This window comes from Jeotgalicoccus meleagridis (assembly GCF_903994045.1).
Taxonomy (GTDB): domain Bacteria; phylum Bacillota; class Bacilli; order Staphylococcales; family Salinicoccaceae; genus Jeotgalicoccus; species Jeotgalicoccus meleagridis.
The window spans coordinates 39,896-52,378 of the sequence record NZ_CAJEWD010000003.1 but is presented as its reverse complement, the minus strand read 5'-3'; the positions used below and the strand labels follow the sequence as shown (position 1 = coordinate 52,378).

Genomic DNA, 12,483 nt, shown 5'->3' with positions numbered 1-12,483 from the left:
ACATATGAGAGTGAGAATGAATATATCTTATAACGGACGGGACTTTTCTGGTTTCCAATATCAACATGATTACAGAACTGTTCAAGGGACAATAGAAAAACAGTTGAAGCGAATGCACAAGATGCCAACTAGAATCCACGGTGCCTCAAGAACCGATGCAGGTGTACATGCCTTAGATCAATATATTCACTTTGATACGACCATCGATTTACCAGGTGATAAATGGGCTTTTATCTTTAATAGAGCCATGCCAGATGATATCTACATCAAAGACGTTGACATCGTGGATGATGACTTTCATTCACGTTACCATGCTAAGGGTAAAACATATCGCTACAAGATCTATACAGGTGCTAAAAACCCCTTCTATAAAGGTTTAGTTACTCATGTTCCTGACCAACTTGATATCTCTAAAATAAAAGAAGCAGCCAAAGATTTTGTAGGTGTACATGACTTTACGACATTCTCCAGTGCTAAGGCAGAAATTAAGAATAAGGTAAGAGAGATTAAACAAGTGGATATCATCAAGACAGAAGCGGGTTTAGATATTGTCATTACAGGTACTGGCTTCCTTTACAATATGGTCAGAATAATCGTCGCCTATCTCCTCGAAGTCGGGAGAGGACTTAGAAAAGCAGACACCCTAAATATGATTGCTCAAAAAGATCGGACCATCATTCCTAAAACAGCACCTGCAGAAGGACTGTATTTAGAAAAAGTTTGGTATGAAAACTTATAAAATCTTCTTAGTATATTGACTTTATCGATTGGAAATTATATAATAACTAACGGTACATTTTTATATCCATCCATGATTATAAGGCCCCGGAACCTTTTAAGATTATGTATATAAAAAGACAAAAACGACTAATAAAAAAACGAAATAGAGATTGGATTTAGGAGGAAAAATTATGCGTCAAACGTTTATGGCTAATGAGTCAAACATCGAACGTAAATGGTTTGTAGTAGATGCAGCTGGTAAAACACTAGGCCGTCTATCTACAGAAGTTGCTACATTATTACGCGGAAAACATAAACCAACATTCACACCACATGTTGATACTGGTGACTATGTGATCATTATCAATGCTGGTGAAATTGAATTAACTGGTAAAAAAGATTCACAAAAAATCTACTACAGACACTCAGGTCATGTTGGTGGAATTAAATCAGTTACAGCTGGTGAATTAAGAGAGAAAAACCCAGTGAGATTATTAGAGACTTCTATTAAAGGAATGCTTCCTAAGAATCCACTTGGACGTAAACAAGGTAAGAAATTATTTGTATACGGTGGAGCGGAACACCCACACGAAGCACAACAACCTGAAAACTACGAGTTACGTGGTTAAGGATTAGGAGGGAAAACATTTGGCTAAAGTAGAATATAGAGGAACTGGTCGTCGTAAGCATTCAGTAGCACGTGTACGTTTAGTACCTGGTGAAGGTAACGTAACAGTTAACGGACGCGACATGAGAGATTATCTTCCATTTGAAAGTTTAATCTTAGATTTAAGTCAACCATTTGCAGTAACAGAAACTGCAGGTAACTATGATGTGTTAGTAAATGTTCACGGTGGTGGATTTACTGGTCAAGCACAAGCAATCCGTCACGGTATTGCAAGAGCTTTACTAGAAGCGGACCCAGAACACCGCTCAGCACTAAAAAGAGCTGGACTATTAACACGTGACCCACGTATGAAAGAACGTAAGAAACCAGGTCTTAAAAAGGCTCGTCGTTCTCCACAGTTCTCAAAACGTTAAGAATTTTGTTATATCAGTATTTATAGGGGCTGGGACATAAGTCCAGTTCCTAAATCAAAAAGCGCACTTGCTTTTCTGGGGCGTCGCGTGAGCCTGTAGTCTCACGCAGACGCTACTCCCCAAGAAGTCAAGTGCGCTTTTTTTATATGAAAATATACGATATCGCTACAAAAAATAAGACCCTCAGATACAATGTAGTTACGACACAAACAATGAAAAGAGGAATCTTATGTATAAACATTATAACATGAACCAGATTACACTACCACTGGAAACAGAAGTCCTCATTCCAGATAACGATATATCAAAGGCAGTACATACACTGGTCGAGAGTATGCCAGAAGCGATATTTGAAGGCTTCAGACAATCTCAAGGCGCATCTTCTTATCATCCCAAAATGATGCTGAAAATTTTACTCTGCGCTTACAGCCAATCGACTTTTTCTGGTCGTAAAATCGAAGCTTTACTTCATGATAGTATTCGAATGCGATGGCTAGCTCAAGAGCAGACGCCATCATACCGAACCATTAATCGATTTCGTGTGCATCCCAAGATGGCGGCACTGCTTCAATCTGCCTTCATTCAATTTAGAACCCAGCTGGAATCCAATGGGTTAATTGACTCAGATGCGATATTTATAGATGGTACTAAAATTGAAGCGAGTGCCAATAAGTATACCTTTGTCTTTAGAAAAAATATCGACCGGCATGAATCGGCTCTGCTGGAAAAATCCAAAGCAAAATATGAAGCACTCGTCGAATCCGAAGTGATTCCGGAAATGATTCGGGAATCAGATGAACCCTTGACGGCATCAGAATTAGCACACATTCACACGCAATTAGATGATATTGACACTGAACTCACTGAACAGATTAACGGGACTGAAGATATGCCCACTCGAAAAGCCACTCGCTCGGTGCGCTCAGAGATTCGTCAATCTAAGAAAGCCATGAAAGATTACTTGGACCGACGCCTCCATTATCAAACCCAACGCGCACTGATGAGAGAACGGAATAGCTATTCTAAAACAGATCCGGATGCGACCTTCATGCGGATGAAGGATGATCACATGCAGAATGGTCAGCTGAAAGCCGGTTATAATTTACAAATTGCCACGAATCATCAGTATGTCTTAGGTTATGATGTCTTTTGGAATCCAACTATGAGTGTGTCATCGATAAATATGAACGACAGGCATTAATCCCTTATCATACTTACCACAAGGAACAGAAAAAGAAATATCTCGAGAATGAGATGCACCCAGACCATTGGGAATATAACGAAATTGATGATTATTATGTGTGTCCAAACGATCGCCGGTTACCCTTAAAACGACACAGCACACGCACAGATCAATACGGGTATCAACGGGTCATCAAAATCTATGAATGTGAAGGGTGTCAGGGTTGTCCGTTAATGACATTATGTAAATCATCTGAATCGGATCGACCCAAACAAATTCACAAAAATATGAACCTGGCGTATTTCAAAGCTCAGGTGAAGCAGACGCTTTCAAGTACAGACGGCCGTCATCGATATGCGCAACGCAAAATTGATGTCGAAATCACTTTTGGAAACTTGAAGGCGAATTTGGGTTTCACTCGGATGTCAGTTCGCGGGCATCAGTCGGTGCGAAACGAACTTGGCATTGCCTTAATGGCAGTGAACTTGAGAAAATTGGCCCGGCACTCTGTAGGTATTTTGCTCAAATTAACAAACCCAGTTCTATTATTTCTTTAGGGCTTTTGTCCCAGCCACATTTTGGCTGAAAACTTTTTATCTATATTCAAGTGTTGACTTGAATGATGGAATTAAAAGTGTATAATATAATCAAATGAACATTTGAATGACAATGAGGTGAAAGAATGAGTAATAAAGAGACATGTGAGATTTATTGCTATGATGAAGAAAAAGTAAGTCGCATCCAAGATGAACTACAAAACGTTAATATTTCTAGTATTGCGCAATTGTTTAAAGCAATTGCTGAAGAGAATAGAGCTAAAATTACATTTGCATTACTAAAAAGCGAAGAGTTATGTGTATGTGACATCGCAAATATTATTGGCGCAACAGTTGCAAATGCGTCCCACCACCTACGCACGCTTCATGCTCAAGGAATCGTTAAATACAGAAAAGAAGGTAAACAAGCATTTTACTCGCTAGACGATGCTCATGTTGAACAACTATTTGTTAACGCATTAGCACATGAGAAAGAAGGTAAGGTAAATGTCTGATCAACAAGTTACTTTATCGGATCAAGATATGAAAACGTACCGCGTTCAAGGATTTTCGTGTTCGAACTGTGCAAACACTTTTGAAAACAACGTAAAAGCTTTACAAGGTGTTGAGGATGCAAAGGTAAACTTTGGAGCGTCTAAAATTTATGTTCAGGGAACAACAACGATTGAGGAATTGGAAGAAGCAGGTGCTTTTGAAAATTTAAAGGTTCGTGATGACAAGGAACAAAAAGTAGAGCGAGAATCATTTTGGAAACAAAAAGCAAATATCAAAGTGTATATCTCAGCCGTATTATTAGTTGTGAGTTGGATTTTAAGTCAGCAATATGGTGAAAATCAACTTATTCCAACGATTGGTTACGCAACAGCAATTGTGATCGGTGGATATTCATTATTTATTCAAGGATTTAAAAACCTCAGCAAATTTAAATTCGATATGAAGACGCTTATGACAATCGCCATTATAGGCGCTGCAGCGATTGGTCAATGGGGCGAAGGTGCTATGGTGGTTATCTTGTTTGCCATAAGCGAAGCGTTAGAACGTTATTCAGTCGACAAAGCTCGACAGTCCATTGAATCTTTGATGGATATTGCTCCTAAAGAAGCGGTCATTCGTCGTAACAATGAAGAAATCAAAGTACACGTTGAAGATATTCTAGTTGGCGATATTATGATTGTAAAACCTGGCCAAAAGTTAGCCATGGATGGAAGAGTAATTAAGGGAATATCAACCTTAAATCAAGCTGCAATTACAGGTGAAAGTGTACCTGTAACTAAAACTCTTGAAGACGAAGTTTTTGCAGGAACCTTGAATGAAGAAGGATTGCTAGAAGTCGAAGTCACAAAAAAGGTAGAAGATACAACTATTGCCAAAATCATTCATTTAGTAGAAGAAGCTCAAGCAGAAAGAGCACCTTCCCAAGCCTTTGTGGATAGATTTGCACAGTATTATACACCGCTTATCGTCGTTCTCGCACTTTTAATTGCAGTCGTACCACCACTATTATTTGGTGCTGCATGGAGTACTTGGGTATACCAAGGCTTAGCAGTCTTAGTTGTTGGTTGTCCTTGTGCCTTAGTCGTTTCAACACCTGTTGCAGTAGTGACTGCTATAGGAAATGCAGCGAATAACGGAGTTTTAATTAAAGGTGGTATTTACTTAGAAGAAGCAGGCGCTTTAAAAGCTATTGCTTTTGATAAGACAGGCACTTTAACAAAAGGTGTTCCTGCTGTAACGGATATCATTACGTATAGTGGGAATGAAAATGACTTATTGACAATTACCGCAGCGATTGAAAAAGGGTCGCAACATCCACTAGCTTCAGCGCTGATGAGAGAAGCGGAAAGTAGAGGATTGGATTTTGATAAGTTAGTGGTTGAAGATTTTCAATCTATAACAGGTAAAGGTGTAAAAGCCAAAGTAAATAATGAAATGTATTATGTAGGAAGTCCAAAACTTTTTGAAGAAATTCACGGTGTTCTTGAGAATAGTCAAAAACGACAAATTAATGATATAGAAGCTCAAGGAAAAACAGTCATGGTGTTAGGGAATGAAGAAGAAATTTTATCTCTTATCGCAGTAGCAGATGAAATAAGAGAGACATCTAAAGCTGTTATTAATCAGTTAAATAAAATCGGTATTGAAACAGTGATGTTGACAGGAGATAACGAACGGACAGCAAGAGAAATTGGTAAACAAGTCGGAGTGTCAGATGTTAAAGCAAGTTTACTTCCAGAAGATAAACTGAATTTCATTAAAGAACTTTATGGAAAACATAAAAAAGTAGGAATGGTGGGAGATGGTGTCAATGATGCTCCAGCCCTAGCCGCTTCTACTGTCGGTGTGGCAATGGGTGGCGCTGGTACCGATACAGCATTAGAAACAGCTGATATAGCCTTAATGTCAGAAGATCTGAACCAATTACCGTACACTATTAAATTAAGCCGTAAAGCTGTGACGATTATTAAGCAAAATATTACATTCTCATTAGCTATCAAACTACTAGCCTTATTATTAGTCATACCAGGTTGGTTAACACTATGGATTGCGATATTTGCTGATATGGGTGCAACCTTACTTGTTACCTTAAACAGTTTAAGATTATTGAAACGTAAAAAGTAGCTTACATTTAATTGATGGAATAAAAATTTAAAGCAGTCATTCTTGGGCACACAAGAATGACTGCTTTTTAATACTGTTAACGATTAGGGATATTCTTACTCATCCGCTGCTGTCACTTTATAAATCTTACCACCATCAGTACTTGCGATAAGTGCGCCATCTTCAGTAACAAGAATATCACGGAAACGTTCACCTTCGTCAGTGAGTAGACGTTCTTCACCTACAACTGTGTCATCTTCAATGACCACACGTACAATATAGTTCGGTGCTAAACCACCGATAAATAAGTTGTTCTCCCATTCAGGAATTGCATCGTTATCATAGAATGACATACCACTTGGTGCACTGGTTGGGTCCCAATAATATCTAGGTTCAATAAAACCTTGTGCTTCGTGTTCTGCGATTCCATCATTGATAAACTCACCATCATAGTCAATACCATAAGACACAACTGGCCAACCATAGTTGTTTCCTGGTTCAACAATGTTCAACTCATCCCCAGCTTGAGGTCCAAATTCTACAATCCATAAATCTCCTGTGTCAGGGTTGAAGTCGATCCCTTGAATATTACGGTGACCATAACTATAAATACCGTCTAAAGCATCCTCATCATCGATGAATGGATTTGTATCTACTGGCTCACCGTCTGGTGTGATATGAATAACTTTACCTATATAAACATCTAGATCTTGTGAACGTTCACGAATTGGTGTATCCGAACGCTCTCCAGTTGTTAAGAATAGATTTCCGTCTTCATCGAAAATAATACGTCCACCAAAGTGCAGCTCGCCATCATAAGCTGGTTCTGCTTGGAAGATGACTTCAAAATCTTCAAGAGAAGTTTCATCTTCTGATAACACACCTTTACCTAATGCAGTTAAGTTGCCATCATCAACTTCTTCGGAAAAGGAAAGATATACTAATCTTGAATCTTCAAAATCAGGTGCAACAGTGACATCTAATAAACCACCTTGTCCTTCATTAAAGACCTCTGGTGTCCCTTCTATTGGATCTGACACAGAGTTATCTTCAAGATTAACGATAAGAAGTTCTCCTGTATCCCTTTGAGTTACAAGTAAACGATTCGGTTCAAACTCTTCCATACCCCAAGTAACATCAAGACCCTCAGTAACAGTTTCTACATTAAGCTCCGTTTCAGTCTCTACCGCTGGTGCTCTCGTTTGCTCTTCGAATGCTGGCTCAAACTCAGTTACTTTAGGTTCAGATTCTGCACTACCATCTTCATTTTCTTCTGAAGCGGCATCATCAGTACTATCGTCTTCTTCCGTTGAAGCGCTCTCGTCCTCACTAGACTCATCACTAGTCTCTTCAGTTGCTGCATCTGTCTCTTCGGCTGTGCCTTGGTCTGAAGAATCTTCATTACTACATGCGCTTAAAACCAATACAAAAATCAACACAGTAAAAAAGAGTAACATAGACCACGTAATTTTCGGCATATTTTCTCCCTCCTAACATAAAATATACAAACTCAATATATAGTAACGTTCACTAGACTGAACCTTAGTATCAAAATTGTGTAGTATTCACGAACCTTAATTTATTAGGGAGACTGACTTATAGTAATAATACCATAATAATTCTGAAATTTCAATCAATTTATAGGTCGTATAGTTTTCTTCTTTGAGGAGTCAGTCATGTAGTTTATAATGGATGGGTTAGTTAAATGAAAGTTGGGGTAGCTATGTATTTAGCTTGGAATGAAATTAGAAGAAACAAATTGAAATTTGGATTAATCATTGGTGTTATTGTGATGATTAGTTATTTACTATTCCTTTTGTCTGGTTTAGCCAGCGGATTAATGAACCTTAATAAGGAAGCGATTGATCAGTGGGAAGCTGATGCCATTGTGATTAGTGAAGATGCGAATCAAACAATCCAACAATCTATGATTAATACAGAGGATATCAATAATTTATTTGAAGAACAGGCAGAGCTAAAAGAGCTTTCTGTCATTATTTCTAATGAAGAAGTAGAAGAGAATGCCTTTGTGTTCGGCTTAGAAGAAGACTCATTCTTAATGCCTCCTGTTATAGAAGGTGATGCTACAGTATCTGAAAATGAAGTGGTTGCAGATTATTCACTAAAAGAAGCTGGATTCAATATAGGAGATGAGTTGAATTTATCCAATAGTGATGAAGTGTTGGAAATTACTGGTTTCACTGATAGTGCTCAGTACCGTGCATCTTCATTACTGTTTGCGAGTAATGAAACAGTAGAAAAATTAAATCCAATGCTAGGTGAAGATGTAATCAATGCTGTAGTAGTCAAGGATGAAAATTTTGAAAATGTAAATGTTGATGATGAACTTGAAGTGCTGGCTATTGATGAATTTGTAGAGAATTTACCGGGATATACACCACAGCAATTAACTCTAAACTTTATGATAATATTCTTATTCATTATCTCATCAGCGGTCATTGGCATTTTCTTATACGTGTTAACTTTACAGAAAACAAGTCTTTTTGGGGTCTTAAAAGCCCAAGGCTTTACTAATGGTTATTTAGCCCGTTCTGTCTTAGGGCAGACACTGATTGTAGCGTTGATGGGTACTATTATTGGCCTAGGACTTACCTTATTAACAGGTGTATTTCTACCGCCAGCAGTACCTATAGAATTTGATTATTTAACCATGGTTATTTATATGGTGGTCTTAATTATTGTTGCTATGCTAGGCAGCCTGTTCTCAGTCATTAGTGTTAGAAAAGTAGATCCATTAAAAGCAATCGGTTAAGAGAGGCGGATAGTATGCTTAAATTTAAAGATGTGAAAAAGACTTTTAAAGATGGGAATCAAAGTATAGAAGCGGTTAAGAAAACTTCAGTTGAATTCGATAAGGGAAGTTGTATTGCAGTAATCGGGCCATCAGGCTCTGGTAAAAGTACCTTTTTAACCATGGCAGGTGCTCTACAAACACCCACCGAAGGCGAAGTTATCGTGAATGGACAGAAAATCACAGGGATGAATACAAAAAGTTTAGCTAAGCTCAGAATGAGTGAGATTGGCTTTATACTTCAAGCCAGTAATTTGGTCCCATTTCTTTCTGTCCAACAGCAATTTAAACTATTGAAGAAATCAAAAAAAGATGTCATGACTGATGAAGAGCTGGATGAACTGCTTAATCATTTGTCATTAACTGAAGTGAAAAATCAATTACCTAGTGAAATATCCGGGGGACAAAAACAACGTGTTGCCATAGCCAAAGCCTTATATACGAATCCTAGTATTATTTTGGCCGATGAGCCCACAGCTTCACTTGATACAGAAAATGCGATGAAGGTTATGGAAATTTTAAAAGAACAGACGATTGAAAGAGACAAGACGTGTATCATTGTGACTCATGATGAAAGATTGACCGAATATTGTGATGCGGTATACAAAATGACAGATGGTGTTTTAGAAAAAATAAAGTAGTTTATCTGGTATACTTGAGGGTGTAAAAGGAGTGAATTACATGAGACATTACAATATGTCATTAATCATACGAACAAGCACTGAACGTTTATAATAAGAAGTGCTTTATTGAAATATAAGATTCATTTCATAGAGTACTTCTAAAAATTAGGAGGAAATAGAAATGACACAATTGAAAGTTTATGAATTTAATCAAATAAAAAATGATGCCAGTGAACTCTATAGAGTGTATCAAACGAATGATGTTCAATTACACCAGGCTCATAAAGAATTATTATTAAATAAAATTAAGAACGTGCTTGACCAACATAAACTGGATTCTAAGGTGTTTATTGAAGCGCTAGATGATGTTAGATTGACTAGAAAGAAATTGGACTTTCATTTTAATAAGCTAAAACCTTATGTAGATGGATTTGAAATTCCAAGTGATGTTCAGATTAATAAGTTATTTAAGAAAGTTAAAAAATTAAAAACACCAGATTTTGATTTAGTGGATAGAAAATCGACTGTATTTTTAGCTTGGAATGATATTGCTACAGATCGAAAATATTTTATATATAGAGATACTAATGATGAATTGAAAGGGACATATGGAACTTTATCGAGAAAGAAAGTAAAAGGATTCTGTAAAATATGTAATCATGAATCGGACGTATCACTATTTTTAAGTAAATCCAAAACGGGAAATGACGGAACTTATAGTAAAAAAGGCGATTATATTTGTAATGATAGTGCAATATGTAATAGTAATCTAACAAACATCGATGATTTTTATGCATTCATTGAGAGTCTGAAATAATATTGTTAGGTAATAACGGGAAGGGAATCTGAACAGAGGTTGCCTTCCTGTTTTTTATGGGTTCATAAAAATATGATAATGTTCTGACTTTTGTTAATATGAGATTGAAAAGGAGGAGATTTTCAATATGTTATCACTAGAAAACAAAGTTTCTATAATTACAGGTGCAGCAATGGGTATGGGTAAATCGACAGCCTTACTATTTGCTAAAATCGGGGCTAAAGTTGTTGTTGCTGATTTCAATGAAGAAGCGGGCAATGAGGTAGTTGAAGAAATTAAACAAAATGGTGGGAAGCTTCATTTTGTAAGGTAGATGTTTCTAACGAAGAAGAAGTGAAAGCTATGGTTGATTTTGCAGTAGATACGTATGGAAAATTAGATGTTGCTATTAACAACGCAGCAATCACTCCAGATGATAAACCACTTTCTGAAATCGATATGAATTACTATGACAAGCTGATGTCAGTGGACCTACGTGGTGTAGTACTATGCTTAAAATATGAGCTGAAATATTTTGAAGAAAATAATATTGCGGGATCAATCGTTAATACTTCATCAGTAAGTGGTATTAGACCTCAGCCTGCAAACCCTGCGTATGTAGCAGCCAAACATGGTGTTATTGGTTTAACTAAAAATGCAGCTATGGACTATTCTCCTAAAGGAATACGCATTAACTCAGTCGCTCCTGGTGCTATTGATACACCTATGCTGAGAGGTGCCTTGGATCAATTTGGTTTTGAACCAGATGAGTATGCTAAACAATTAAGTATGCTTCATAGATTTGCTGATGCAGATGAAGTTGCGCAAGCAAATGCTTGGTTGGCTTCTGACCTATCTTCATATGTAACAGGTACAGTGCTCAATGTTGATGGTGGATATACTTCATGTAAAACAAATATAGAATACACAAAAACAAGTAGACCCAAAGAAGTTAATTATCTTTTTTGGGTCTATTTCTTATTTATTAAATGTTTTATGATAACCTTCTAAATCCCCAATCTCACCGTGTTTTTGCATTAAACTCATCGTATCTATGGCGCGGGTTAGTTTACCTTTTAAAAACGTCTTGTTTAAAATTTTCATAAACCAAAGTGGCATAACTTTAACAGATAGTACTGGATCAAACTTTTTACCATATTGCTCTAAGGCATCTTTAAGAAGTATTGGTTCTTCTCTCCCTGTTACAACATATGTTTGATTTTTTGTTTCTGGCATGCTAAAAGAAGCAATTATATCATTGGCCATTTCTCTAAGTTTCACAATGTGCATGGGATGAGGTTGACTACCGAGTAACATGATTTGTTTACCTTGGACAAATTGTTGTAGTGTGACATCTATAAACCCTGGTTTAAAAATCGTGTATAGAAGGTCACTTTCTTTTAAATGTTTTTCTACATTAATTTTCGCACTTTCAGATGGGTGATTGGAAAATCTTTCTTCAGCATACATACCAGAAATATAGACTACTTTTTTAATGCCAACATCTTCTGCAATCTTAAGTACGTTGATTACCGCATCTTCTTCAATACGCTTAATTGCTTCGGGATCATTCCCAGCATTAACAGCAATGAAGAGGTAGTCGTGATTTTGTAGATGGTCTTCTAGAAGAGTGACATCTGTCAGTGAACCCTTGATTAAATTAGCGTTATTTTCCAGAAAAGTGTTTGTATTCTTGTGGATTAAAGCTGTAAGTGCATACTTTGAATGTTTAAGTGATTCTGCAACAGCACCACCTATACTCCCGTACAATTTCAGATTTTGATTTACCATTTTCAAATAATCGGACCATCTGTAGTTTAAATTCAGGGGTAAATGTTCTTCTCGTTCTTGACATAAAAAAACGCCTACTTTCATTGATTTAACAATAACCTCCCTCATAGGAGTTGTCCAATCAAGTGTAGACGATTCATACTTATAACCATATACCCAAAGAGTTATAAAGAATTTGAAAGTGTTATTAAAGTCCTTGAGAACTTAGAGATATTAAACAGAGATTGCATTGATATTAAAACAGATACAAGATATAAAGACTCTTGCATTTTTTTCAGGGAATATAGTTGAAATACGACACTTAGGCTAGTTCTGCAGGCTGTAATTTTTAAAATTAATGAGCAGAAACTTTTCACTTTGTT

The 12,483-nt window shown here is 36.9% G+C and carries 12 protein-coding genes and 1 pseudogene; 11 read left to right on the top strand and 2 right to left on the bottom strand.

Annotation, left to right across the window (positions count from 1 at the left end; translation table 11 throughout):
* Nucleotides 1–16 precede the first annotated feature (16 nt).
* The 7 genes from truA to JEOSCH030_RS00275 all read left to right on the top strand — a co-directional run bounded on the left by truA (nt 17) and on the right by JEOSCH030_RS00275 (nt 6,120).
* Nucleotides 17–739, top strand: a complete 723-nt coding sequence (gene truA / locus JEOSCH030_RS00300) for a tRNA pseudouridine(38-40) synthase TruA (protein WP_235962178.1) — start codon at nt 17–19, stop codon at nt 737–739.
* A gap of 172 nt (nt 740–911) precedes the next feature.
* Entirely contained in the window at nt 912–1,349 is a 438-nt protein-coding gene (rplM, locus tag JEOSCH030_RS00295) for a 50S ribosomal protein L13 (RefSeq protein WP_183369108.1), read from the top strand.
* Between the two features lie 19 nt (nt 1,350–1,368).
* Nucleotides 1,369–1,761, top strand: a complete 393-nt coding sequence (gene rpsI, locus JEOSCH030_RS00290; RefSeq protein WP_183369106.1) for a 30S ribosomal protein S9 — start codon at nt 1,369–1,371, stop codon at nt 1,759–1,761.
* Between the two features lie 229 nt (nt 1,762–1,990).
* A complete protein-coding gene (locus JEOSCH030_RS00285; protein ID WP_235962177.1) occupies nt 1,991–2,962 on the top strand; it encodes a transposase in 972 nt (323 codons plus the stop codon).
* Entirely contained in the window at nt 2,911–3,501 is a 591-nt protein-coding gene (locus tag JEOSCH030_RS10805) for a transposase (RefSeq protein ID WP_235962176.1), read from the top strand. The genes JEOSCH030_RS00285 and JEOSCH030_RS10805 overlap by 52 nt, the downstream gene beginning before the upstream one ends.
* A 125-nt stretch (nt 3,502–3,626) precedes the next feature.
* Nucleotides 3,627–3,995, top strand: coding sequence for an ArsR/SmtB family transcription factor (locus JEOSCH030_RS00280; protein WP_183369104.1), 369 nt, complete (start codon nt 3,627–3,629; stop codon nt 3,993–3,995).
* Entirely contained in the window at nt 3,988–6,120 is a 2,133-nt protein-coding gene (locus tag JEOSCH030_RS00275; protein WP_183369102.1) for a heavy metal translocating P-type ATPase, read from the top strand. Before JEOSCH030_RS00280 ends, JEOSCH030_RS00275 begins: the two co-directional genes overlap by 8 nt.
* A gap of 95 nt (nt 6,121–6,215) precedes the next feature.
* Here JEOSCH030_RS00275 and JEOSCH030_RS00270 read toward each other — a convergent pair whose 3' ends face one another.
* On the bottom strand, nt 6,216–7,577 hold the full coding sequence (locus tag JEOSCH030_RS00270) for a PQQ-dependent sugar dehydrogenase (protein WP_183369100.1): 1,362 nt from the start codon (nt 7,575–7,577) through the stop codon (nt 6,216–6,218).
* Between the two features lie 245 nt (nt 7,578–7,822).
* Here JEOSCH030_RS00270 and JEOSCH030_RS00265 point away from each other — a divergent pair, with 245 nt between their 5' ends.
* The 4 genes and pseudogenes from JEOSCH030_RS00265 (at nt 7,823) to JEOSCH030_RS00250 (ending at nt 11,341) form a co-directional block, all read left to right on the top strand.
* Nucleotides 7,823–8,872, top strand: coding sequence for an ABC transporter permease (locus JEOSCH030_RS00265; RefSeq protein ID WP_185125020.1), 1,050 nt, complete (start codon nt 7,823–7,825; stop codon nt 8,870–8,872).
* A 14-nt stretch (nt 8,873–8,886) separates the two neighbouring features.
* On the top strand, nt 8,887–9,552 hold the full coding sequence (locus JEOSCH030_RS00260; protein WP_183369098.1) for an ABC transporter ATP-binding protein: 666 nt from the start codon (nt 8,887–8,889) through the stop codon (nt 9,550–9,552).
* 163 nt (nt 9,553–9,715) lie between these two features.
* Nucleotides 9,716–10,351: a FusB/FusC family EF-G-binding protein gene (locus JEOSCH030_RS00255; protein ID WP_183369096.1), complete on the top strand. Its 636-nt coding sequence runs from the start codon at nt 9,716–9,718 to the stop codon at nt 10,349–10,351.
* A 127-nt stretch (nt 10,352–10,478) separates the two neighbouring features.
* Nucleotides 10,479–11,341 (top strand): annotated as a pseudogene (locus JEOSCH030_RS00250) (SDR family NAD(P)-dependent oxidoreductase).
* Here the strand turns inward: JEOSCH030_RS00250 and JEOSCH030_RS00245 are convergent.
* Nucleotides 11,309–12,121, bottom strand: coding sequence for an NAD(P)H-binding protein (locus JEOSCH030_RS00245; protein ID WP_208454268.1), 813 nt, complete (start codon nt 12,119–12,121; stop codon nt 11,309–11,311). The pseudogene JEOSCH030_RS00250 and the gene JEOSCH030_RS00245 sit on opposite strands and share 33 nt — an antisense overlap.
* Nucleotides 12,122–12,483: the final 362 nt, after the last annotated feature.

Excerpts from the sequence above, each read along its gene's own strand:
- JEOSCH030_RS00285 (WP_235962177.1), top strand. The coding sequence starts at position 1,991 with ATGTATAAACATTATAACATGAACCAGATTACACTACCACTGGAAACA.
- JEOSCH030_RS00265 (WP_185125020.1), top strand. The coding sequence starts at position 7,823 with ATGTATTTAGCTTGGAATGAAATTAGAAGAAACAAATTGAAATTTGGA.
- JEOSCH030_RS00280 (WP_183369104.1), top strand. The coding sequence starts at position 3,627 with ATGAGTAATAAAGAGACATGTGAGATTTATTGCTATGATGAAGAAAAA.
- JEOSCH030_RS00270 (WP_183369100.1), bottom strand. The coding sequence starts at position 7,577 with ATGCCGAAAATTACGTGGTCTATGTTACTCTTTTTTACTGTGTTGATT.
- rplM (WP_183369108.1), top strand. The coding sequence starts at position 912 with ATGCGTCAAACGTTTATGGCTAATGAGTCAAACATCGAACGTAAATGG.
- JEOSCH030_RS00275 (WP_183369102.1), top strand. The coding sequence starts at position 3,988 with ATGTCTGATCAACAAGTTACTTTATCGGATCAAGATATGAAAACGTAC.
- JEOSCH030_RS00255 (WP_183369096.1), top strand. The coding sequence starts at position 9,716 with ATGACACAATTGAAAGTTTATGAATTTAATCAAATAAAAAATGATGCC.
- JEOSCH030_RS00245 (WP_208454268.1), bottom strand. The coding sequence starts at position 12,121 with ATGGTAAATCAAAATCTGAAATTGTACGGGAGTATAGGTGGTGCTGTT.
- JEOSCH030_RS00260 (WP_183369098.1), top strand. The coding sequence starts at position 8,887 with ATGCTTAAATTTAAAGATGTGAAAAAGACTTTTAAAGATGGGAATCAA.
- truA (WP_235962178.1), top strand. The coding sequence starts at position 17 with ATGAATATATCTTATAACGGACGGGACTTTTCTGGTTTCCAATATCAA.